At 66.5% G+C, this 21,230-nt stretch carries 19 protein-coding genes and 2 pseudogenes; 10 read left to right on the top strand and 11 right to left on the bottom strand.

Annotation, left to right across the window (positions count from 1 at the left end; genetic code table 11):
• Nucleotides 1-15: 15 nt before the first annotated feature.
• From scpB to EYW47_RS05225, 3 genes and pseudogenes are all read right to left on the bottom strand, one after another.
• Nucleotides 16-592, bottom strand: a pseudogene (gene scpB, locus EYW47_RS05235) (SMC-Scp complex subunit ScpB); the annotation flags it as partial.
• A gap of 361 nt (nucleotides 593-953) precedes the next feature.
• Complete coding sequence (locus EYW47_RS05230; protein WP_133193815.1) at nucleotides 954-2,192, bottom strand: pyridoxal phosphate-dependent aminotransferase; 1,239 nt, start codon at nucleotides 2,190-2,192, stop codon at nucleotides 954-956.
• Between the two features lie 110 nt (nucleotides 2,193-2,302).
• The gene (locus EYW47_RS05225) at nucleotides 2,303-3,220 is read right to left on the bottom strand and encodes a LysR family transcriptional regulator (RefSeq protein WP_133193814.1); all 918 of its coding nucleotides are present in this window, start codon (nucleotides 3,218-3,220) and stop codon (nucleotides 2,303-2,305) included.
• A gap of 437 nt (nucleotides 3,221-3,657) precedes the next feature.
• On the opposite strand from EYW47_RS05225, the pseudogene EYW47_RS05220 reads away from it, so the two are divergent.
• A pseudogene (locus tag EYW47_RS05220) lies at nucleotides 3,658-4,053 on the top strand (transposase); the annotation flags it as partial.
• A 371-nt stretch (nucleotides 4,054-4,424) separates the two neighbouring features.
• Nucleotides 4,425-4,742 (top strand): hypothetical protein, encoded by a 318-nt coding sequence (locus tag EYW47_RS05215; protein ID WP_133193813.1) that lies wholly within the window; start codon nucleotides 4,425-4,427, stop codon nucleotides 4,740-4,742.
• 201 nt (nucleotides 4,743-4,943) lie between these two features.
• On the opposite strand, the gene EYW47_RS05210 is transcribed toward EYW47_RS05215, so the two are convergent.
• A complete protein-coding gene (locus EYW47_RS05210; protein ID WP_133193812.1) occupies nucleotides 4,944-5,267 on the bottom strand; it encodes a hypothetical protein in 324 nt (107 codons plus the stop codon).
• Between the two features lie 255 nt (nucleotides 5,268-5,522).
• Here EYW47_RS05210 and EYW47_RS05205 point away from each other — a divergent pair, with 255 nt between their 5' ends.
• The 4 genes from EYW47_RS05205 to EYW47_RS05190 all read left to right on the top strand — a co-directional run bounded on the left by EYW47_RS05205 (nucleotide 5,523) and on the right by EYW47_RS05190 (nucleotide 8,850).
• A complete protein-coding gene (locus EYW47_RS05205; RefSeq protein ID WP_133194205.1) occupies nucleotides 5,523-6,221 on the top strand; it encodes a YdcF family protein in 699 nt (232 codons plus the stop codon).
• A gap of 191 nt (nucleotides 6,222-6,412) precedes the next feature.
• Complete coding sequence (locus tag EYW47_RS05200) at nucleotides 6,413-6,664, top strand: hypothetical protein (protein ID WP_133193811.1); 252 nt, start codon at nucleotides 6,413-6,415, stop codon at nucleotides 6,662-6,664.
• 282 nt (nucleotides 6,665-6,946) lie between these two features.
• Nucleotides 6,947-7,207, top strand: coding sequence for a DNA-binding protein (locus EYW47_RS05195; protein ID WP_133193810.1), 261 nt, complete (start codon nucleotides 6,947-6,949; stop codon nucleotides 7,205-7,207).
• Nucleotides 7,208-7,563: 356 nt separating this feature from the next.
• Nucleotides 7,564-8,850 (top strand): EAL domain-containing protein, encoded by a 1,287-nt coding sequence (locus EYW47_RS05190; protein WP_133193809.1) that lies wholly within the window; start codon nucleotides 7,564-7,566, stop codon nucleotides 8,848-8,850.
• 76 nt (nucleotides 8,851-8,926) lie between these two features.
• Here the strand turns inward: EYW47_RS05190 and arfB are convergent, their stop codons facing one another.
• On the bottom strand, nucleotides 8,927-9,331 hold the full coding sequence (gene arfB / locus EYW47_RS05185; RefSeq protein WP_133193808.1) for an alternative ribosome rescue aminoacyl-tRNA hydrolase ArfB: 405 nt from the start codon (nucleotides 9,329-9,331) through the stop codon (nucleotides 8,927-8,929).
• Between the two features lie 259 nt (nucleotides 9,332-9,590).
• Between arfB and EYW47_RS05180 the strand changes: the two genes are divergently transcribed.
• Both EYW47_RS05180 and EYW47_RS05175 read left to right on the top strand, forming a co-directional pair.
• Nucleotides 9,591-10,244: a VC0807 family protein gene (locus EYW47_RS05180; RefSeq protein ID WP_133193807.1), complete on the top strand. Its 654-nt coding sequence runs from the start codon at nucleotides 9,591-9,593 to the stop codon at nucleotides 10,242-10,244.
• 115 nt (nucleotides 10,245-10,359) lie between these two features.
• Nucleotides 10,360-13,056, top strand: coding sequence for an FUSC family protein (locus tag EYW47_RS05175; RefSeq protein WP_133193806.1), 2,697 nt, complete (start codon nucleotides 10,360-10,362; stop codon nucleotides 13,054-13,056).
• Between the two features lie 80 nt (nucleotides 13,057-13,136).
• Here EYW47_RS05175 and EYW47_RS05170 read toward each other — a convergent pair whose 3' ends face one another.
• The gene (locus EYW47_RS05170) at nucleotides 13,137-13,340 is read right to left on the bottom strand and encodes a hypothetical protein (protein ID WP_133193805.1); all 204 of its coding nucleotides are present in this window, start codon (nucleotides 13,338-13,340) and stop codon (nucleotides 13,137-13,139) included.
• A 117-nt stretch (nucleotides 13,341-13,457) separates the two neighbouring features.
• A complete protein-coding gene (locus EYW47_RS05165; RefSeq protein ID WP_133193804.1) occupies nucleotides 13,458-13,922 on the bottom strand; it encodes an Lrp/AsnC family transcriptional regulator in 465 nt (154 codons plus the stop codon).
• Nucleotides 13,923-14,067: 145 nt separating this feature from the next.
• On the opposite strand from EYW47_RS05165, the gene EYW47_RS05160 reads away from it, so the two are divergent.
• Entirely contained in the window at nucleotides 14,068-14,661 is a 594-nt protein-coding gene (locus EYW47_RS05160) for a cysteine dioxygenase family protein (protein ID WP_240763586.1), read from the top strand.
• Nucleotides 14,662-14,765: 104 nt separating this feature from the next.
• On the opposite strand, the gene EYW47_RS05155 is transcribed toward EYW47_RS05160, so the two are convergent.
• The 4 genes from EYW47_RS05155 to EYW47_RS05140 form a co-directional block, all read right to left on the bottom strand.
• A complete protein-coding gene (locus EYW47_RS05155) occupies nucleotides 14,766-16,154 on the bottom strand; it encodes an MFS transporter (RefSeq protein WP_133193802.1) in 1,389 nt (462 codons plus the stop codon).
• 68 nt (nucleotides 16,155-16,222) lie between these two features.
• The gene (locus EYW47_RS05150; RefSeq protein ID WP_133193801.1) at nucleotides 16,223-17,320 is read right to left on the bottom strand and encodes an NAD(P)H-dependent flavin oxidoreductase; all 1,098 of its coding nucleotides are present in this window, start codon (nucleotides 17,318-17,320) and stop codon (nucleotides 16,223-16,225) included.
• Between the two features lie 271 nt (nucleotides 17,321-17,591).
• On the bottom strand, nucleotides 17,592-18,782 hold the full coding sequence (locus tag EYW47_RS05145) for an acyl-CoA dehydrogenase family protein (protein ID WP_133193800.1): 1,191 nt from the start codon (nucleotides 18,780-18,782) through the stop codon (nucleotides 17,592-17,594).
• Nucleotides 18,783-18,847: 65 nt separating this feature from the next.
• Nucleotides 18,848-19,819 carry an IclR family transcriptional regulator gene (locus tag EYW47_RS05140; RefSeq protein WP_133193799.1) on the bottom strand — a complete coding sequence of 324 codons (972 nt, stop codon included), beginning with the start codon at nucleotides 19,817-19,819 and terminating at the stop codon, nucleotides 18,848-18,850.
• 192 nt (nucleotides 19,820-20,011) lie between these two features.
• Here EYW47_RS05140 and EYW47_RS05135 point away from each other — a divergent pair, with 192 nt between their 5' ends.
• Nucleotides 20,012-21,226, top strand: a complete 1,215-nt coding sequence (locus EYW47_RS05135; protein WP_133193798.1) for a CaiB/BaiF CoA transferase family protein — start codon at nucleotides 20,012-20,014, stop codon at nucleotides 21,224-21,226.
• Nucleotides 21,227-21,230 lie beyond the last annotated feature (4 nt).

Raw genomic sequence — 21,230 nt, 5'->3', positions numbered from 1 at the left:
CCGCGGCGACCAACTGTGCCACCTCGCCGTCCGGGAATTCGATCGCGTGCTGAGCCAGCAATTGCTCGCCCAGCTGGTTCGACGGGTCGTCGAGCGGCGGCAGCTCTTCGAGCGACTTCAAGCCGAGGTCGTCCAGGAACTGACGCGTCGTTGCGTAAAGCGCCGGCCGGCCCGGTACGTCCCGGTGGCCAATCACTTCGATCCAGTTGCGGTCCTCGAGCTGCTTGACGACCTGCGTGTTCACCGTCACCCCGCGAATCTCTTCGATATCGCCGCGCGTGACCGGCTGCCGGTACGCGATGATCGCGAGCGTTTCGAGCACGGCGCGCGAATAGCGCGGCGGCTTCTCGGGATGCAGGCGGTCGAGGTAGGTGCGCATGGCCGGCTTGCTCTGAAAGCGCCAGCCCGACGCGAGGCCCACCAGTTCCACGCCGCGCCCGGACCATTCGTGCCGCAGGTCTTCGAGCAGGTTACGGACTGTGTCGGCCGAAATGTCGTCGGCAAACAGTTTGCGCAGATCGCCGATTTTCAGCGGCTCCTGCGTGCAGATCAATGCAGTCTCGAGGACGATTTTCGCCTCTTGGGTATTCATGCAGCCAGGTCAGACCCTAAGTAAGGTAAATCAGGTTCAAGGAACCGGATCAGACAGACGAAAGACGATGTGGAACTGGAGACGCGCTCGCCCGATTCTGATCGGTCATATTGATGGGAGCACGCACCGGGGGGCCGTTATACAACACAGAAACAGGCAAAGTGCCAGACCCAGCCGGACGGAGCAGCGAAATTCCCGCAGGGAAAACGCGTGACTGAACGCCATCTTACGCAAAAACGCCGGGGGCGTAAAGACGGCGCAAGGCTCGCTTTTGTCTGCCGGAAGCCGCCTCGAGGCCCGCCGATGCCTTCTGCATGGCGCGCAACGTGGCACAAACGTCCCGGCGCGCCGTCGAGCGTGCTCAGCGGCTCGCGAGATAGCGCGCCAGGCGCTCGACGCCGGCGTCGAGCCGGGCCGGATCGCAGGCGTAGCACCAGCGCACGAAGCCCTCGCCTTGCGGGCCGAATGCGCTGCCCGGCGCGAGCCCGAGGCCTGCGTCGCGCACCAGCGCCTTGCACAAATCGAGGCTCTGTTGCGCCCCAGCCAGCTTGAAAAACAGGTACATCGCGCCGGGCGGCACCTTCACGTCGACGCCCGGCAGCGTCGCGAGCGCCGCAGCAAGGTGATCGCGCGAGGCGCGCAGATCGGCGACGAGTGCCCGCGTGAGCGCCTCGCCCTCTTCGAGCGCGACGACACCCGCCTGCTGCACGAACGCAGGCGCGCACGACGTGTTGTATTCGACCAGTTTGCCGAGATCGTCCATGAGCACGCGCGGCGCGACGATCCAGCCGAGCCGCCAGCCCGTCATGAGCCATGCTTTCGAGAATGAATTGACGCAAATCAATCGCTCTTCGCGCGACGCCAGATCGAGAAACGACGGCGCCGTCCGCTCGCCGTCCTCGCCGTAGTAGAGCCGCTCGTAGACTTCGTCGGCGACGATCCAGATGCCGTGACGGCGACAATGCGCCAGAACGGCACGCTGCTCGTCGCGCGTCATCACCCAGCCGGTCGGGTTATTCGGCGAGTTGATCATGAGCAGCTTCGTGTCGGGCGTGAGCGCCCTCAGGAGACTGTCCAGATCGAGCGCCCAGCCCCGCTCGCCGTAGTCGAGCGAGACCGTCTCGACCGTCGCACCGAGGATCTTCGGAATCTCGACGAGATTCGGCCAGAGCGGCGTCACCGCAACCACACGATCGCCCGCGCCCACGACGAGTTGCGCGGCGAGCATCAGCGCGTTCACGCCGGCGCTCGTGACCGCGACGTTCTCCATCGGCGTCGCGCCGTGCAGCTCGCTCACGTATCTCGCGAGCGCATCGCGCAGCGGCGCGATGCCGAGATTGTGCGTATAGAACGTCTCCCCGCGCATGAGCGCCGCGGCGGCGGCTTCGCGGATAAACGCCGGCGTCACCCGATCGGATTCGCCGAACCAGAATGGCAGCACGTCGGCGACACCGAAGCCCGCGTTCGCCACCTCCCGGATCTGCGACGAGCGCAACGCCCTCACCGCATCGCGCGCCGCGGCCGGGGCGGCGGCACCCGATGCGGCAACGGTGGAATTGAGCGAGCGAGTAGCGGGCGAAGACAGATCGAGATCGCGCATCGAGGCATCCAGAAAGGTCGACAGGGAATTCGCGTTTGCGAAAGATCAACAGTGTAGCGCGCGTGGCCACGTGGCGAAGGCCCCTCCGAAAGGCCTGTGCGCCGCATGGTTCACGCCCGCCATGCGCTGCGCATCTCTTCGGGGCCGGCGTCCAGTTGGCGGATCAGCGCCCACACGGCCTCGGCGGCGGGCGAGAGCGAGCGGTCGCGCCGGCGCACGAGCTCGACGGTGCGTTCGGCGCGCGGCACGAGCGCACGAGCGCGCAGCGACGAGCCCGCCGGCACCGGCAGCGCAAACCACGGCAGCACGCTCACCCCTACCCCAGCCTCCACGAGGCCGAATGCCGTTGCCGGATGCCCCAGCTCCTGCACGACGCGCGCGTGCACGCCCTGCTCTTTCAGCACGGCGTCGATCAGCGGGCGGCTGCCCGAGGCGTGGTCGAGCAACACGAGCGCTTCACCGTCGAGCGCCTTCCACGAGACCTGCTCCTCTTGCGCAAGCGCATGGTCGCTGCGCACGACCACGCAGAAGGAATCGGTGGTCAGCAGCTCGGTCTCGAGATCCTCCGCCGCAAACGGCCCGATGACCACCCCGAAATCCACTTCGCCCGAACGCACCTTGCGCAGCACGTCGCTTTGCACGTCGTCGCGCAGGCCGAGCGTCACATAGGGGAACTGCTGCCCGCACGCGGCCACGACCTCGGGCATCAGCCGGCACGCGACGGTCGGGCTCGCCGCCACGACGACGCGGCCGCGGCGCTGCTCGCCAATCTCGCGGATCTCGCGCAACGCGTCGTCGAGATCGCCGATCAGGCGCGGAATGCTCGCGATCAGGTTTGCGCCGACATCGGTCAGCTGGACCTCGCGCGTGGTGCGGTCGACGAGTTTCACGCCCATCTCCGCCTCCAGCTCGCGCACGCAGCGGCTCACCGCGGACTGCGTGAGGCCGATTTCATCGCCCGCCCGGCTGAAGCTTTGCAGTCGCGCCACTTCGATGAACACCCGCAACTGCCGCAACGTCACATTCATCCGTCTGCCTCATGAATTCTTCGATTTCATGCAATTTTATGACAGACCACGAGCACGTTATAGCCACACATGTCCAGTCCTCGTTGCTCCCAAGCTTTCGCCGCAATGCAGCAATACGGCGCAAACGCACGCCCACTGGGCCTCTTTGCACAAGATTGGTGATTGTCCCGATTTCCCGGCGATGCGTTTTCGAGTCTCATACGGCCCTGGCAAGCACCCGCGCGGGCTTGATGCCACGCGGCTTCGAGACGAAAGCGTGCGAGCTGGCACGCTTCTCGCATTAAGGCACGTACAGGATCGCCGGACGGTCCACGGCTTTTCGAGACTGGCCCGTCCAAACCGATTCCGCCTGGTACTCCGCCAGCCGGCCGGAAGTACATGAAGAGTGCGCAGCGCGGGGCAGCGCACCGGAGATAGCTTCGCTGAGGTGAAACATGATGCTGTTCGACGATTTGAGAGACAACGAATGGGCGCTGGTCGAGGCGTTGTTCTGTGCGGAACCCGCACGCAGCGAACGCCGCGGGCGGCCCCGCGTCGAAGCGCGCGCCGTGGTCAATGCAGTGCTTTGGGTGCTTTCGACCGGTGAAGGCTGGTCCAAGCTGCCGGGCCGCTACCCCTCGCCGCCTACCTGCCGCCGCCGCTTCGACGAGTGGCAGGCCGACGGCACGCTCGCCGAGATCGTGAAGCGCCTGAGCACGAGCGGTCGCGAAATTTCGCTGCGCGGACGCATCGGCGCAACGGCCACGAAGCCGCCCGCGCCGCCGAGCCGCGACCGCCTGCGCGGCGCCTTCTGGACCAATCCGGAGTCGTGGCGCGCGCCCGTCAAGATGGCCTGAGCCCTCGGCACGGGGCCCGAGCCTTTCGTCTTTGTTCTTTCCCGCCGGGCGTTGCACGCGCCCGGCACCCGAGTTCCGCGGCGCATGCCACGCGACACTCCCGAACCGGCCCAGTCTGCCGGCCATCACCGTCTGTGTCTCACGCGGCGCGCGAAGCGCGTTGCGTGATCGCCACCGGACCCAAAACATTGCCCCTTCGCGGCCGCTCTGATGCGGGTCTGGCCGGACCGATACGCGGGCCAATGCCGCACCGGGATCGGTGCGCACGAAACATCTAATTACCAATATTTACAGCGCGCTTTCGCAGCGGCCATTAGCTTAGAGGCATGTCTACTAACGTCAACTACCCGTCCTGACGGGAGGCTTCCATGAAATCCATGACTCTGTTCAACCGGGGCTTCATGGTTTCGCTCTCCGCCCTCGCACTTCTTGCGCTCCTCACGCTCTCGGCACCGCTCGCGTCCTGGCTGACGCCGGACGCCGCCGCCCAGCCTCCGCGTTCTGGCACGCCACAGCTGTCCGCGGCGCATACCGGCAAGCATCCTTGGGGACTCGTCGACGACCGTCGCGCCAAAGGCGCCGCGCAAGCGGTGCCGCGTGGCGACCTGCGCAGTGACATCGCCGATAACGCGCGTCGCAGCGCGGCACCGCGCCAGGAGCGGCCGGACGCCCCACGCAGCCGGTAACCGCGCAGCAGGGAAACGGCAAAAAGAAGCGGCGAGAAAAAACGGGAAAGCGTTGCATGGCGAACACAGCGCAACATCCGCGTGTCGATGATGGGAACCACCGCGCCTGAAGCCTGTCTACTCTTTTGCCATCAAGCACAGCGTGGCAGCAGTAATTCCGGTAAGCCCGTATCTTCCGATACGGGCTTTTTTTTGGCGCTGCTATAACCCGGATTGACCGGCTTCGTCGGACGACTGCACAACGGCATCGGCCACATAGTCGGCCATGCGTTGCGCAGTCCAGTTCAGGGAGCGTTCGTCGCGGGCAAGGCGCGCGAATTCGGCGCGTCCGCGTTCAGTCAGCACGGCGATATCGACCGGCGCATGAAAGCCGGGGGCGGGAGCAACGGTGCGCTGCCGGACGGTGTCCATGAAGCCCAAGTCGCGCAAATATTGAAAGACTTGTGGGCGTCGCGCCCACGGGACCTGCCGATACTGCACCCGCCGCAATGCTTCGAGTACCGCTTCGTTGGAATACGTGGTCATCTCACTTCTTTCTTAAAATGCAGTCCTGCTGCCATCCCGCCTGCTGCGGCGCAATGCCGGCGAGGGCTGCAACGGCTGCACGATGCGCGGCCAGGCGCCCTGCCGTTTCCTTGCGCAGTGGCAAGGACTGCAGGTTATTCGGGCCCCGGGAACGTGCGGCGCACCGGCGCCCGACACGAAACATCCCGAAAACAATACGTTACCTCATTCAAATTGATTCTATTCGGATTATTTGCGCTATTTTTTGCGCTGTTCATGCTGTGGCATGACGCCCGCTGGCCTATTGCGGTAGCAGCCGTCGTCCTTTTCTGGCTGCTCGGATCGGGATGGCTCACAAAACCGCTAGTCGATCTGGCACAGCCCGGGAACTATCGCACTCCCTACGATCCGGCGACGACGCCGGCTTCGGCGTTCGGCCCGCGCACGTCGATCGTCATGCTCGGCGGCGGCACGAACGAACGCGCCGACGGCACGCTCGTGCCCAAGCACGACGTGTACGCCCGCATCGCGCTGGTCGCGGCGCTGCAGGCACGGTGCCTCGAGGCGGGCGGAACCTGCAAGGTGATCGTGAGCGGCGGCAACCCACAGCATCACGCCGCCAGCGAAGCCGATACCTACGCGCCATGGCTGTTGCGCGCAGGTGTCGCGAAGCGTGACCTCGTGCTCGAGAACCGCAGCCTCACGACCTGGGAAAACGCACGCAATGTTGCTCCGATCGTGCAAAGCCAACGCGCGGACACGCTCTTCGTCGTAACCTCGGCTTATCACATGCCACGCGCGATGCTGGACTTCCACCGCTTCGGGATGAATCCGGTGCCCGCTGTGTCCGACGTGCGCCGCGTGAGCATGGGCATCTGGCCGCGCCTGACCAATCTGCGCAATGCTGAAACCGCGTTGCACGAATTGGTTGGGATTGCGCAGTTTTATGTGTATCGGATGCTCGGCTGGTTCTAGCTTGCGCGGTTAAACGGACACGTGATGACCAATGCGCGACAAGATCTGCGAGGATATGTAAAGATATGTAACAGGCATGCGCATGCCTTATTCGATGTCATCTGGAACGAGTATTTGATCGTTAAAATGGCATGCCAATCCTGCTTGGCAGGCACCGGCTGGGTCCATAAACCGCTCCTTCGGAGGTAGTCATGAAAAAAGTGTCCCTCGCAGTCCTGATTTCGCTTTCCGCCCTGACGGGCGCTGCCTATGCGCAAACGGAAAACGGCGTCATGATGAGCACCGATCCGGCCCGGGCCGCAGATGTCGAGCAGCGTGCTCAGGATCTGCAGTCGCGCCAGGAGGCAGCCGCCCAGGCGCCGGCAGAGAAGATGCCCATGAAGCATCACAAGAAGGAAGGCCATTCGCATCACCACAAAGCGCCTGCCAAGGCCGCGGAGTAAGGTTTGCGCATCAGCCGTGCGAGGCGGGCTCAGCGCACATCCACTTGTCGCCGCGCTGGTTGCAGTCCTCGCTGAGCCTGCGCAACGCTGGGGTGCCGTATTGCTGGCCCATGCTGCGGCAGGTCCGCACTGCGCCATTCCGAACGAGCCGATGCCGGTCCCCGGTATCGGCTTTTTTCTTGCCGCCGCCCGCACGCCTGCAAGTCGCCGCGCGCGGTATGCTAAAGTCGCCCACCCCGAATTCACCACCCGTTTGTGCGCGACGCGCGCGGAGAAACATCCATGAGCAACATTCAGCTCGACATCGAATGGACCGAAGCGGCCTCCCGCAAGATTGAAAAGTTGATGCCCCGCGGCAAAAGCGGCGACGACGTGCTCGCGCTGCCCCCCATCGAATGCCTGCCGATGGAAGGCGACGTGCTGTTCCTCGGGCCGCAAGGCAAGCAGCAGCCGTTCATCGTCGCCGAGCGCCAGTATCACCATGAAGGCGACGCCGACTGGACCATCATCCTGATCCTCGACGTGCCCCATACGGCTCACTAACGCCACTCGACGGACACACCAGCGGCTCATTGCGTGAGCACTGCACGGCGGGCACCCGAGCGGTGCCCGCGCGGCCCTCGAGCCTGGACATCGAGTCCGCCACAAAACTCCCGGCCGCCCTTCCCGCGCAGCCGCACTGCCCGCCGTCTGGCGGGCATAATTTGCCGATACTCCGTACACTGGCGGTAAAGCGTACTGCCCAGACCGCCCTTCCCCCTGAGCCTGCGCGTCATCGCCTGTCGTTCGTCTGCGTGCCAGTCCGTTCGCGCACGAGCGCAGTCAAATCCGCTTTCGCCTGACCGGCTGCAACCGGCCAGCGACTTCAATCACGCGCCGCGAGGCGCGCCCCAAGCGCCATGTCGAACACGCAGGCATCGCTCGCCACGCTGCTCACGCATCTGGAACCGCATGACGGCGGCTTTCGGGCGCGCTGGCACGGGACGCTGCTCGAAAGCGCGTTCCAGCCGGTGCTCTCGATCACGCATCAGCGCGTGGTCGGCTATGAGGCGCTGCTGCGCGTCGCCGACGCCGCGCCCGGCTGCATCGGTCCGGCCACAGGTCCGGCCACGCTATTCGCGCGCGCGACGCCCGAGGCCGCCCGTGAGCTCGACGAGCTCGCCCGTTGCCTGCATCTCGCCAACTTCACCGCGCAAGGTGTCGCTTCGGGGTGGCTCTTCCTCAACTCGCTGCCGCGCCCCACGCCCGCGGACTGGCCGACGCAAGCCGCCATCGACGGCCTGTGCCGCCACTTCGCCTTCCCGCACGAGCGCGTGGTGATCGAAGTGCTCGAGCAGCGCGCCGGCGACGAGCCCGCCTCGTTCCTCGAGGCCCGCCCACCGCCTGGCGGACGCGATTTCCTCGTTGCGCTCGATGACTTCGGCGCCGGTTTTTCGAACTTCGACCGGGTCTGGCGCTATCGCCCCGACATCGTGAAGCTCGACCGCTCGCTCGTGCGGCGCGCGGCCAACGACGAGAGCCAGATCTCGTTCATCGCCAACCTCGTCGCGATCCTCCACCATGCGGGCGCGATGGTGCTCGCCGAGGGTGTCGAGACCGAAAGCGAGCTGATGGTGCTGATGGAAGCGGACGTCGATCTCGTGCAGGGCTTCTGGTTCGGCCAGCCGCATGCCTCGGTGCGCGCGGCCAGCGCCGACGCGCCCGCGCTCGCGCAAACGATGTGGCGGCGCTTCGCCGACTATCGACGCCGCAGCCGGCTGCACGAGCAAGTCGATCTTGGCGAGGTGACGCGCGTCATGCTGCGCGGCGCGCGCGTGCTGACCTCGGGTGGCGCGCTCGAAGCCGCCGCGGCGGCGATTTTCGAGAGTGCCAACGCGCTGCGTGTCTTCGCGGCGAACGATCAGGGCGAACAGCGTGCGCCATCGATCGCGGCGCCGGGCATCGGGCCGCTGCAGCGGCTCGCACCGCTTTACCCGGACACGAACAGCAACTGGTCACGCCGCGAATACTTCCGGCGCGCACTCGCCGCGCCCGGACGCGTGACCGTGATGGGACCGCACTACTCGCTTCATGACGGCGCGCTGTGCTACACCGCCGCCATCGCGCTCGACTACGCGGGGGCAAGGCATGTGCTGTGCGCGGATTTCCCACCGGCGCTGGCACTGCGCGAGGCGCCGGCGAGCTAGCCGATGCAGCTGAGGGCGTACGGCCGCGCGGTTCGGGGCGCGGTTCGGGGCGCGGTTCGGGGCGCGATTCGCGGCATCATTCGTGCACGCGGCGCCGCCCGGCTTTCACGTCGCTGTTACGGGCCTTGCTGTCCAGACGCCGCAGCTTCGAGGCGCGCGTGGGGCGCGTGGCCACGCGTGCCTTTCTCGTCACGCTCACACTGTCGATGAGCGACTCCAGACGCGCGAGCGCAGCGGCGCGATTCTGCTCCTGCGTGCGGTATTCCTGAGATTTGATGACGACGACGCCCTCGTGCGAGATGCGCCGGTCGGCGAGCGCGAGCAAGCGCATCTTGAGCACCTCAGGCAGCGACGAGGCGCGGATGTCGAAGCGCAGGTGGATCGCGCTCGACACCTTGTTGACGTTCTGGCCGCCCGCGCCCTGAGCGCGAACGGCAACGAGCTCGACTTCGTGCAGTGCAACGGGCAAACGGGCAGTCATGGCGGGCGGGAACACAGGGGCAAGGCGGCCCGGCTGGGCCAAGCCTTGCAGTGTCGCATACGGCAGCGAGCGGCGCTCGGCATGCAAAGCAAGATGCAGCAAAACGCAGCGCAGCGGCGCCCTCATGGACGCCAACCCAGCCACACGAGCGCAGGCACACGATATGCGTAGGCGCGTATCATCGGCCACAAGAGGGTCGTTTGTGGATGGCCGGCCCCCAGCTCAACCATTTTTCATCCCTTTCTGGAGCGCACCGCCCGTGAAGCTGCGTCCAGCCTTCGTCGCCGAGCTTGCGGTCAACTTGTTGCTGCCGTGGATCGCGTACCGGCTCGCCCAGCCCTGGTGGGGCGAAGTCGGCGGCCTCATTGCCTCGGCCGTTCCGCCGCTTGCCTGGAGCATCGTCGAACTCGTGCGCTTTCGGCGCATCGATGCGCTCTCGGCGATCATCCTGCTCGGCATCGTCCTCTCACTCGCCGCCATGGCGTTCGGCGGCAGTACGCGCATGCTGCTGATGCGCGAAAGCTTCGCCTCGGGCGCGATCGGCGCGGCGTTCCTGTTCTCGCTGCTGGCGAGACGCCCGCTGGTGTTCTACCTCACGCGCGCCACGGTCGCGCGCGAAACGCGCGAGGGCGTCGCGCGGCTCGAACTGCTGTGGAGCGAGAACCGCGGCTTCGTCGCGGCCATGCGCCTGCTCACCCTCGTCTGGGGCAGCGGGCTCATCGCCGACTGCGCCGTGCGCACCTACCTCGCCGCCACCTGGCCGGTCGAGCGCTTTCTGATCGTCTCGCCGATCATTGGCTACAGCGCGCTCGGCGCGCTGCTCGCCTGGACCTTCTGGTATCGCACGCGCATGCGCCGCATTCACGGCACGCGCGGGCTGCTCGGCGACGCCTCCACGCTGCGCGCAGACTGACGCCGCGCAGGGGCGACGCCAGAATACAGAGACGGGCAGATCGCGCCTGAAATCATTTAAACTCACCGCCACAGTCCGCGGCGCACCGTCCGCACTCGAACACCACCGGCAGTCGATGCGCTACTCCGTAGAAATCAGGAAATTCCTCTATAGCCAGTACTTCTACGGCGGCCTGCGCATCGCAGTGGGCATCTCGCTCCCCGCCATCCTGTGCCTGTTCGTCTTCGACAAGAGCGATCTCGGCTTCACGATTTCGACTGGCGCGCTCGGCGCGTGCGTGGTCGACATGCCGGGCCCGCTGAAGTACAAGCGCAACGAGATGCTCGCGTGCAGCGTGATCGGTTTTCTCGCCGCTTACGCAACGGGCCTCGCCACCTTCAGCCCGGTCGCGCTCTGGGCCGCCGTCGTGCCGCTCACCTTCGTGCTCTCGCTGATCGTCGTCTACGGCAACCGCTGGCCGCAGATCAGCTTCGCCACGCTGTTCATGATGGTGATGACGCTCGAGGACCATTTCACGCCGCACCAGGCGCTCGTCAACGCGGCGTGGATCCTGCTGGGCGGCCTCTGGTACACGGGCTGGTCCACGCTCGTGAGCCGGTTGATGGTCGATCGCATCGAGCAGCAGGCGATCGCCGAAAGCGTGTTCGCGTGCGCCGACTATCTGCTCGCGCGCGCGCAGTTCTTCGACCTCGACAACGATCTCGACGAGTGCTACCGCAACCTCGTCGCGAAGCAGATCGCGGCGGTCGAGCGCCAGGACGCCGCGCGCGACATCGTCCTGCGCAATCTGCCCAAGCTCAAGCGCGGGCAGATCGATGCGCGCCGCGCGATGCACTTCAACCTGTTCATCAATACCGTCGATCTGCACGAGCTGTTCGTGGGTGCGCATACCGACTACCCGCTCGTGCGCAACACCTTCGGCGGCTCCGATCTGCTGGCGTTCTACCGCGACCTGATCCGCAAGGCCGCCGCCGATCTCGAGGATATCGGCCTCGCCGTGCTGCAAAACGAGGCGCCGCGCGCAAGCGTCAACGTGAAGGCGGAGCTGCGCGCGATCGAGTACGAGCTCGAGCTGCTCAAGAAGCGCGACCTGCCCGCGAAAGACCCCGAGGCCTATGCAGCGATCTCGGCCTCGTTCCGGCGCATCTGGAGCGCGACGCGCCTGATCGACCGCATGCGCCGCGACCTCGCGAACGACGTGCCCACCACCGAAACGGAGCTGCGCATCGACGAGGCGCTCACGCGCTTCGTGACGAGCCGGCGCGTGCCCTTCCTGCAGATCTTCTCGAATCTCACGATGGCCTCGCCAAGCTTTCGCCACGCGCTGCGCGTGACGATCGCCGTGGCGGTGGGCTTCTGGCTCGGGCGCCTGTTGCCGCTCACGAACGCCTACTGGATCGTGATGACGAGCATCATCATTCTCAAGCCCGGCTACTCGCTCACGCGCCAGCGCAACGCGCAACGTATCGTCGGCACGCTGATCGGCTGCGTGGCGAGCATCGCGCTGATCCTGCTCGTGAAGCAGCCGCTGGTGCTGCTCGTCTCGATGTTCGCGGCAATGGTCATGAGCTACAGCCTGCTGCTCTTCAACTACACGGCGAGCGTGGTGTTCACCTCGGCCTATGTGCTGCTGATGTTCCATCTGCTCGCGCCGGGCAACATGCGCATCATCGGCGAGCGCGCGATCGACACCGTCATTGGCTGCATGATCGCCATCGGCGCGAGCCATCTGTTCCCCTACTGGGAATACCGGCTGATGGGCAAGCTCGTGAACGACATGATCGCCGCGACGCGCAGCTATCTGGAAGCGAGCTGGTGGTGGAGTGGCCGCACGCGCAGCGCGCAGCCGGCCTTTGCGGGGGCGATGCCCACCGAGACGGCCGCGCGCGTGCCAGCGTTCGCGACGGCGTCGAGCGGCGCGCCGGTGGTGGAGCCAAGGGTTGCGGAGGTGCCGGGCGCCGATGCGCCGGTCGCGGACATGCCGGTCGCGAATATGCCAGCTGCGGACATGCCGGTTGCGAACATGCCGGTTGCGAACATGCCGGTCGCGGACATGCCGGTCGCGGACATGCCGGTCACGGACATGCCAGCTGCGGACATGCCGGTCACGGACGCGGCGGGCAACGGCACGCCTCGCGAACTGCCGCAAGTCGCGCAGGCAGCCGACGAGCAAGCCGCCGTCGTGCTCGACGCCGAAACGCAGCCGTCGTCCGCGCCCAGCCAGCCCGCGGCATCGGCGGGCGGCACGAAGCCCTCCGCTCAGGCAGCTGCGCAGGCGGGCTCCGCACCATCGACGCCGGCGGGCGCCGCCGTGCCCGCGCTCGCGCGAGACTTCCGCTACCGGCTCGCGCGCAAGAACGTGCACGTCGCCTTCGCCAATCTCGGCCAGGCGTTCCAGCGCATGATGCTCGAGCCGAAGTCGGCGCAAAAGTTCGTGCCCGAGCTCAACGACCTGCTCGTGCGCGGGCACGTGCTGGCCTCGCAGATCACTGCCACCGCGCCGCTGTTGCGCGACACGGCGAATGCAGCACCGGGCGTCAAGCTCGATGCGCTGGAACACGCGCTCAACTGCGTGCGCGAGAACCTCGTCGCCGCCGAAGCGGGCACGCCGATACCCGATAATCAAACCGAGATCACGAAGCGCATGGTGCGCGAACTCGACACGATGGTAGTGGAGACCGAGCGCACGCTCGGCCCCGCCAGCGAATTCGCGCAAGACGTGAAGCTGCTGGCGCATCACTGCAAGCAGATGCTCACGGCGTCCTGGGTCCTTCGCAAGGACGCGAGCGTGATCCGGCTTCCCGAAGAATAAAGGCGCCGCTGCGGCAGCCCCGGCCGCCCCGGCCGCCGCCGCAGCGAGCCTCGCCGGCGCTCAGCGCGCCGGGAGGCGCATCATTGCGCCGCGCTTGCTGCGCTGGCCGCCGGCGCTGCGATCGCGCTCGCAGCCGTGCTCGTGGCCTGTGCGCCCACGGTCTCGTCGTACTCGCGCTTGCTGCGCAGTGCGTTGAAAAGCACGATGCCGATCACGATGAGGACCACCACCACAATCATCACGCCAACGCCAAAGGTGGGGTTCTTCTTGCGCGTATCGTTCATGAATCGTGCCCTGCCTCAGAGATGAAAAAAGAAACGGGCATTCTACGCCGCAGCGCCTTGCAGACTGCTTGCGAGCGAAATTGCGATGCTCCGCCATTGGCCAACGCCGGCAAGCGTTCAAACGCCGCGCACCGGCAGCGCCGTCGAATATTTGATCTGCTCCATCGCAAAGCTGGAGCTCACGTCGAAAAGCGCCACGGCGCGAATCAACTGCTTGTAAACGCGGTCGTAGTCGTCGATATCCGAGACCACCACTCGCAGCAAATAGTCGGTCTCGCCGCTCATGCGATACGCCTCGACGATCTCGGGAACCTCCTGCACCGCGCGCGTGAAGGTCTGCGCCCACGCCTCGGTATGCTGGTTGGTGCGCACGGCGACGAACACCGTCGTACCCACGCCGAGCTTCTTCGCATCGCACAGCGCCACCTGGGCCCGGATCACGCCAGTTTCCTTGAGCCGCTGCACGCGCTTCCAGCACGGGGTCTGCGAAAGATTCACGCGCTGCGCCAGTTCCGCCACCGGCATGGTTGCGTCCTGCTGCAACAGTTCCACCAGCTTTCTGTCGATGATATCCATTCCCAGCCTCCCCGTAGCATAGAAATTTCTTCTATCTTACGCTGCAATGGGGAAAGAGAATGGAAACTCTTTCTCGGCGTGGGGCGCTATAACTCTCTGTAAGAAGGACGACAACAGACGAGGCCCCCCGATGAACGCTCCCGAATTTTTCATGCTTGAGGCCGCGAGCGCCATCAGCGCCGCCACCGAGCACGCCGCCGCCGTTGCGCGCCTGTGCGCCGCGCTCGACGCGGCATTCGACGCATGCCGCCGTCCGAGCGAACCGGATGCTCCCACCGATCCTTCACGCCACGCCGCTTTTGCGAAAGGCGTGCGCGCCGCGCTGGCACAGGCGCTGGCCGACCCTGCCCTCGTCACGGCCGCACAGCGCGAAGGCAGCGCCGAGAAGTATCGGCGCCACCTGATCGCCGCCGATCCGAACGGGCGCTATGCAATCGCCTCGCTTGTCTGGCAGCCGGGCCACGCGAGCCCGATCCACGCACATCAAACCTGGTGCGGCTACGCGGTGCTCGAAGGCACACTGACTGAAACGCTTTATCGCTGGGACGAGGCGCGCGGCGGCGCGCAGACGGTGCGCTCGCACCCGCGCGCGCCGGGCGCCATCTCCTTCGGCGCAAGCGGCCGCGCGAACATTCATCGGCTCGCCAATGACAGCACCGCGCCTTGCATTTCGCTGCACGTCTATGGCGTGGCGGGCGAACAGATGGCCACCCACGTGAACGACATCGTGGCACTCGTGCTCTGACGAGCCCGCTCAAGACCGAAGCCCCGAATCACCGACGCCCACAAAGCCCACGAACGCTGCGCGCTCGCGCGAACCAGCCAACCGGTGCGCAGCCCCGGGCACGCCTAACGCTGGCCCAGATCCATCGACGGCGCCACGGCGCGTTGCTGCTGGCTCTCGCCAACCAGCGACTGCGTGCGCGTACGCCGCGCCGCGTCGAGGATCCGCTGGCGCGACTGCTCAGGGTTCAGCAGCACGAGCCCAAGCGCCCCGCTCACGAGCAGCAACGCGCCCACCACGAGAAAACCATGCTCGTAGCCGAGCGCGGGGTTGCCGTGATTCGCCTGCACGATGCCGCCCATCAAGGCCGGCGCGATCAGCCCCGCGAGCGTGCCGATCGAGCTGTTGATGCCGAGCAGCGCCCCGCGCTGCCTGACCGAGACGATATCGCTGATCATCAGCGGTCCGAATGAAAACACCAGTTGACTCGCCGCGCCGCCAAGCGCGAGGCACACAACCTTGAGCACCGGATCGAGGCCGCTCGAGATCGCGATGAACAGCGCGCCTCCCGCCATCGCGAAACCACCCACCAGCGCGCCGCGCGCGAGGCGCGAGCTGACGCCCTGGCGGATCAAGCGCTGCGACACCCATGCGAGCAGCAGCGAGACCGGGATGAATGAGCCGACGATGGTTGAGAAAAGCCAGCCCGTATCGATCGGCGCATAGCCCAGGCCGCGCTGCAGATAGACAGGAAACCACGTGAACGCGAGCGAAACGACTGCATACTCGACGAAGTAAATGAACAGCACGCCCATGAACGTGCGGTTGAGCAGCAGGTGACGATAGGCGATCGTCTCGCCCGCGTTGTCAAGCGCTGCGCCCAGCGCTTGACGGTCCGTATCAGCCGCATGACCTGCGTGGGCCGGTTCGGCGGCGCCCACCGGACCGTCGCGTCCGATCGCCAGCCACAGCGCCGTCCACACCACGCCGACGATCCCGAGTGCGAAGAACGCCATGTGCCAGTCGTAGCGCACGATGATGTACGAGAGGATTGGCCCGGCCAGCATCAGGCCTGCGCTCGCGCCCTGCTGCACGACGGTGTTCGGCACATTGCGGTGCGCATTGTCGAACCATTTGAAGCATGCGTGCTGCGCAAGCGGAAACGCGGGCCCCTCCCCGACGCCAAGCAGCACGCGCGACACGATCAGCACCGGCAGGGTCACGCTCGCCGTCACGAGCGGGAACTGCACGGCGCTCCAGATCACGGCGAGCAGCGCGAGCAGCCATTTGCTCTGCACGCGGTTGGCGACGAATCCAAAGCCGATTCCCGAAAGCGAGAACAGCAGGAAGAAGCTGCTGCCAACGAACCCGAATTCGCGTGGGCTCAGGTTCAGGTCGTGCATGATCGGCACGGCCGCGAGACCGAACACGGCCTTGTCGGCGAAATTGATCACCATGAACAGGAACAACATGGCTACGATCAGCCACGCGCGGGTCGAACCTCTTGCACTCATTGTGTCGTCTCCATATCGCTTTGTTTTGGTCTGCTGACTTCTTTGATCGTGCACGCCACGCCTTCACATCACGCTGGCAGCGTCGCCTCCAGCGCGCGAAGCGCGGCGTCTGCCTGCGCGACAAGCGTTGCCATCTGCGCGGCCACCGTGGTCGGCGCGTCGATCGCAAACACGCTCTGGCCCGCCGCCTCGTAGATCAGGTCCGCGCGGTCGTACTCGTGCATCGCGCTGAAATCCGCGCCCGTGAGCGCCTGCTGCAGGGGCATCGGTAAGGGCTTGGGTGCGTCTTGCTGCTGCCATGCGTCGATCCACGCGCTGCGCACGACGCGGCACGGCTTGCCGCTGTGCGCGCGCGTGATGAGCGTGTCCTCGCTGTGCGCATCGATCAGGCGGCTCAGCAACGCGGGCGGCGTGTGATTCTCGGCGGCCGCGAGCCAGAGCGTGCCAAGCCATGCGCCTTGCGCGCCCATCGCGAGCGATGCCGCGACCTGCGCGCCGGTGCCGATCCCGCCCGCGGCGAGCACGGGCCGCCCCGCTGCGGCGGCGACGATCTGCGGCACCAGCGAGAACGTGCCGATCTGCCCCGTGTGGCCGCCCGCATCGGCGCCTTGCGCGACCAGCGCATCGACGCCGAGCGCGAGTGCCTTGTGCGCATGGCGCGGCGAGCCCACGAGCGAGATCGTGTACTTGCCCGCCGCACGCGCCCGGGCGATCAGCTCGGGCCGAATGCCGATCGCGGTCGCGACCGCACGCGCGCCTGAAGCAAGCACGGCTTCGATCTGCGCCTCGAACAGCGCCTCGCTGCGCACCTGGGTCGTGAAGAAGCCGGGCCGCGTGGGTGCATCGAGGGCGAAGCGCGAACGCAGGCCCGCAACGAATTCGACGTGCGCATCGGGTAATTGCGCGCGCACGCTCGCGATGTCGGCTTCCTTTGGCACGCCTGCGGGCAGCATGAGATCGATGCCGTAAGGCTTGCCCGCGAGCCGCCGCTCGACCTCGGCGATGATGGGCGCGATGTCCTGCGGCATCTCGCGCGCGAGGCCCAGCACGCCGAAGCCGCCCGCTTCGGCCAGCGCGACGATCACGTCGGGCGAATGCGAGAAGCCGAAGATCGGATAGCGCACACCGAGCTCGTGGCAGATGGCGGTGGGTCCCAGGCGGGCCATGAAGTGTCTCCGGTGTCGACCGGAGTTAGCGCTTTAGCGCTTACTCCGGTCCCATGCTTCGCGGTCGACAGGAGTTAGTGCTTTAGCTGTCGACGGGAGTTAGTGCTTTAGCACTTACTCCCGTCCCATGCAGAGCTCTTACTCCGGTCCCATGCTTCGCGGTCGCTCGCAGTTAGCGCTTTAGCGCTGACTGCGATTCAATTTATTGCTGTCGGTTGTGAACGGCGTTCGATGCGCGGCTAGCGGCTAACGGCTAGCGCCTCGCACCCGCTCACTCGGCACGCTGATGCAGCAGGTGGTGGCGCGCGTCATGCAGCGGCGCACGCAGCGTGAGCCTGGCGATATTGAGCTCATGAATCTGCGTCGTGCCCTCGTAGAGCCGGAACAGGCGCACGTCGCGATAAAGCCGCTCGACCGGGTTGTCGGCGATAAAGCCTCCGCCGCCGTAGACCTGCACCGCGCGGTCGGCTACGCGCACGCACATCTCGGAGGCAAACAGCTTGGACATCGAGGCCGTCATCGTCACGTCCTCGCCGCGATCGCGCGCACGCGCGGTCTCCAGCACCAGCGCGCGCGCCGCGTGTATCTCCGTGTTGCTTTGCGCGATCATCTGCTGCACCAACTGGAAATCGGCGATGGGCTTGCCGAACTGCTCGCGCGACTTCGCACGGGCGAGCATCTCGTCGAGCAGGCGAATGGCCGGCCCCACGCACAAGCCGGCCAGATTGATGCGTTGCTTGTTGAGCGCCTTCATCGCGCTGCGAAAGCCGCGTCCCGGCTCGCCGCCAAGCAGCGCCGAGGCAGGCACGCGGCAGCCTTCCAGATGAATCTCGCCCACCGGCGAGCCGCGCTGCCCCATCATCCGGTACGCAGGCGAAGTGGTGAGACCAGGCGTGCCGCGCTCGATCAGGAATGCCGAGATGCCGCCCGCGCCCGGGTCGTCGGGATCGGTGCGCGCGAACACCGTGAAAAGATCGGCGATGGGCGCATTGGTGATATAGCACTTGCTGCCGTCGAGCACGTAATAGTCGCCCTCGCGGCGCGCCGTGGTGGCGAGCGCGGTGGCGTCCGAGCCCGCTCCCGGCTCGGTCAGGCCGAAACAGCCCGTGATCTCGCCGCTCGCGAGCCTCGGCAAATAGTGGCGCTTCTGCTGCTCGGTGCCGTCCGCGATCAGCGCCTCCGAGCCGATGCCCGTGTTGCCGCCAAAACGCGCGCGAAACGTGGGCGCGGCCTGCGAGACCACCATATTCACGCACGCCAGCTCTTCGGTCGTGAGGCCCGAGCCGCCGTACGCCTCAGGAATGCTGTGGCCGAACAGACCCAGTTCACGCATGCGCGCGACGATGGACTCGGGCAGCACGTCGGTGCGGTCGATCTCGGCTTCGAGCGGGATGCACTCGTCCTGCACGAAGCGGTAGAGTTGCGTCAGCAGGTGATTGAGCCGTGCGGCGTCGCGAATCATCGTGTCTCCTCGTTCATATGATTAGTCATGCTGATGTTTTGTGCGCAGCACGTCCGGAACAGGGCTTACCCGACGCCCGCCCCGCTCGCGTCGGCCACACCGCAAGCGCGCTCGATGCGCAGTGCGGCTTCGAGCAGCAGCGGCGCGACCGTGCGCTCGAGCCAGTCGTCGGCAAGACGGCGGCTCACCACGGTGCAGTTCAGCGCGATGCGCTCCTCGTCGGGCGGCTGACGCACCGGCACGGCGATCGCGTGGATGTCGCGCAGCCAGTCGCCGCGGCTCAGGGTAAAGCCACGCTCGGCGAAGGCGGCGTGGTCGGCCTCCCAGATGTCCCGGTCGAGTGCGTAGCGCTCGGGGTCGCTCAGGCGCAGCCGGTTAAGCACCGCCGCGCGCTCCTTCGCGCTCTCGCCGATGAGCAGCGCGCGCCCGATCGAGGTCGCGAGCAGCGGCCGCGTGCTGCCGATATCGGGTTGTGCATTGTTGTCGCGGCCCGGGCGACAGGTATCCACGTAGACCACGTTGAGGCGGTCGCGCATGCCCAAATTCACGGTGCAGCGCGTCTCGCGCGCGAGTTTCTCCATATACGGACGCGCAATCTGGCGCACCTGCATGGCCGCGAGCATCGGGTAGCCGAGCGTGAGCACGCCCGCGCCCAGCCGGTAGCGCTGATACTTCTCGCTGCGGTTCAGGTAGCCGAGCAAGGTCAGCGTGTAGGTGAGCCGCGAGATGGTGGCCTTGGGCAAGCCCGTGCGGTCGGCGAGTTCGCGGTTGCCGAGCATCGGCTCGGCCGGGGTGAACGCGCGCAGCACCTGCAGGCCGCGCGCGAGGTTGATCGCGAACTGGCGGTCTGTCGATTCTGCATCGGGCGGCACGGGCAAGAGCGGCTCCCCCACACGGCGAGCCGCCGCCGGCACCGGCAGGGCGGCGCGCGCATGTGAGCGCGCATTCGCGGGCTTCTCGCCCTGTGTGACCGGTGCGAGCGGTGCGTTCGGGCGCACGGCGCGGCTTGCGGTGGCGGTTGACGGCTCGGTTTGCATAGGGGCTTTGCGCGTGGCGGCCCGCTTCGAAGCGGCCCTTGAAGATGACGATCCCATAGTCGAGAAAGGCCTTTAGATGGTCAAGAAAATCAGCATAGTGTTTCGCTCTGCGGTATGCCAGTTGAACTTGCGCGCCCCTCTCGCCTAGTGTGTGTGGAACTACGGATTCCCAAACGGACTTCAGGAGACACGATGGTCACGCAACCCTCGCCGCCGCGCGGCCCGCTAGCCGGCGTGCGCATTCTCGATCTTTCGACCGTGGTCGCCGGCCCCTTCGGCGCGACGCTCTGTGCCGATCTCGGCGCCGATGTCACGAAGATCGAGCTGCCTGACGGCAGCGACGCGCTGCGCAAGCTGCAGCCCGTCAAGGACGACATGGCCCTCTATTGGAAAGTGACGAACCGCGGCAAGCGCGGCATCACGCTCGACGTGCGCAAGGCTGCCGGGCGCGCGCTGTTCCTGCGGCTCGTTCAGGACACCGATGTGCTCGTCGAGAACTTCCGCGCGGGCAAGCTGGAGGAATGGGGGCTCGACGTGGAAACGCTGCACGCGGTCAATCCGCGCCTCGTGGTGCTGCGCCTCACCGGCTTCGGCCAGACCGGCCCGTACCGCCAGCGCGGCGGCTTCGCGCGCATCTTCGAGGCGATGAGCGGCCTCACGCAGCTCACCGGCGAAGCCAACGGCACGCCGCTGCACATGAACTTTCCGCTCGGCGACACGGTAGCGGGCCTGTTCGCCGCGTTCGCCATCGCCGCCGAAATGGTGCGCATGCGTTCGGACCCCGAAGCAAGCGGCGTCGAGATCGACCTCTCCGCGACCGAGGCGCTCTTTCGCATGCTCGAACCCCTCGCGGTCGAGCGCGAGCAGTTGGGCCTCGTGCGCGGCCACCATGGCAATCGTGCGACCTATACCGCGCCCTCGAACATGTACCGCAGCGCGGACGGCGTGGCGTTCTCGCTGGTCGCGTCAACGCAGCCGATCTTCCGGCGGCTGTGCGCGGCCCTCGAGCTCGGTGACGTGCCCGACGATCCGCGCTTCGTCGACAACGTCAACCGCGTCGCCCATGCGAGCGCGCTCGACGCGCTGCTGCAGGGCGCGTTCGCCGCACTGCCGTTTGCACGGCTCAGCGCCCGCCTCACCGAAGCGGGCGTGCCGCACACGAAGATCTACACCATCGACGACATTGCCGCCGACCCGCATTTCATCGCACGCGAGGCGATCATCCGGCTGCCCGACCCGGAGCTGGGCACGGTGCCCGCGCCGTGCATCGTGCCGCGCGTGAAGGGCCGCGCAGTGCCGGCGCCGCGCAGCGGCCCTGCGCTCGGCGAGCACAACGAGGCGGTGTATGGCGCGCTGGGACTCGATGCGCAAGCGCTCGCCGAGTTGCGCCGCGAGCAGGTGATTTAAGCGT

This window comes from Paraburkholderia silviterrae (genome assembly GCF_004353915.1).
GTDB classification, from domain to species: domain Bacteria; phylum Pseudomonadota; class Gammaproteobacteria; order Burkholderiales; family Burkholderiaceae; genus Paraburkholderia; species Paraburkholderia silviterrae.
The sequence above is the reverse complement of the archived record's forward strand: the minus strand, read 5'-3'. Positions and strand labels throughout refer to the sequence as shown.

Bases quoted from the DNA above. Each gene is read 5' to 3' on its own strand.
- EYW47_RS05230 (WP_133193815.1), bottom strand. From the start codon at position 2,192: ATGCGCGATCTCGATCTGTCTTCGCCCGCTACTCGCTCGCTCAATTCC.
- EYW47_RS05225 (WP_133193814.1), bottom strand. From the start codon at position 3,220: ATGAATGTGACGTTGCGGCAGTTGCGGGTGTTCATCGAAGTGGCGCGA.
- EYW47_RS05215 (WP_133193813.1), top strand. From the start codon at position 4,425: ATGAAATCCATGACTCTGTTCAACCGGGGCTTCATGGTTTCGCTCTCC.
- EYW47_RS05210 (WP_133193812.1), bottom strand. From the start codon at position 5,267: ATGACCACGTATTCCAACGAAGCGGTACTCGAAGCATTGCGGCGGGTG.
- EYW47_RS05205 (WP_133194205.1), top strand. From the start codon at position 5,523: ATGCTGTGGCATGACGCCCGCTGGCCTATTGCGGTAGCAGCCGTCGTC.
- EYW47_RS05200 (WP_133193811.1), top strand. From the start codon at position 6,413: ATGAAAAAAGTGTCCCTCGCAGTCCTGATTTCGCTTTCCGCCCTGACG.
- EYW47_RS05195 (WP_133193810.1), top strand. From the start codon at position 6,947: ATGAGCAACATTCAGCTCGACATCGAATGGACCGAAGCGGCCTCCCGC.
- EYW47_RS05190 (WP_133193809.1), top strand. From the start codon at position 7,564: ATGTCGAACACGCAGGCATCGCTCGCCACGCTGCTCACGCATCTGGAA.
- arfB (WP_133193808.1), bottom strand. From the start codon at position 9,331: ATGACTGCCCGTTTGCCCGTTGCACTGCACGAAGTCGAGCTCGTTGCC.
- EYW47_RS05175 (WP_133193806.1), top strand. From the start codon at position 10,360: ATGCGCTACTCCGTAGAAATCAGGAAATTCCTCTATAGCCAGTACTTC.
- EYW47_RS05170 (WP_133193805.1), bottom strand. From the start codon at position 13,340: ATGAACGATACGCGCAAGAAGAACCCCACCTTTGGCGTTGGCGTGATG.
- EYW47_RS05160 (WP_240763586.1), top strand. From the start codon at position 14,068: ATGCTTGAGGCCGCGAGCGCCATCAGCGCCGCCACCGAGCACGCCGCC.
- EYW47_RS05155 (WP_133193802.1), bottom strand. From the start codon at position 16,154: ATGAGTGCAAGAGGTTCGACCCGCGCGTGGCTGATCGTAGCCATGTTG.
- EYW47_RS05150 (WP_133193801.1), bottom strand. From the start codon at position 17,320: ATGGCCCGCCTGGGACCCACCGCCATCTGCCACGAGCTCGGTGTGCGC.
- EYW47_RS05145 (WP_133193800.1), bottom strand. From the start codon at position 18,782: ATGATTCGCGACGCCGCACGGCTCAATCACCTGCTGACGCAACTCTAC.
- EYW47_RS05140 (WP_133193799.1), bottom strand. From the start codon at position 19,819: ATGCAAACCGAGCCGTCAACCGCCACCGCAAGCCGCGCCGTGCGCCCG.
- EYW47_RS05135 (WP_133193798.1), top strand. From the start codon at position 20,012: ATGGTCACGCAACCCTCGCCGCCGCGCGGCCCGCTAGCCGGCGTGCGC.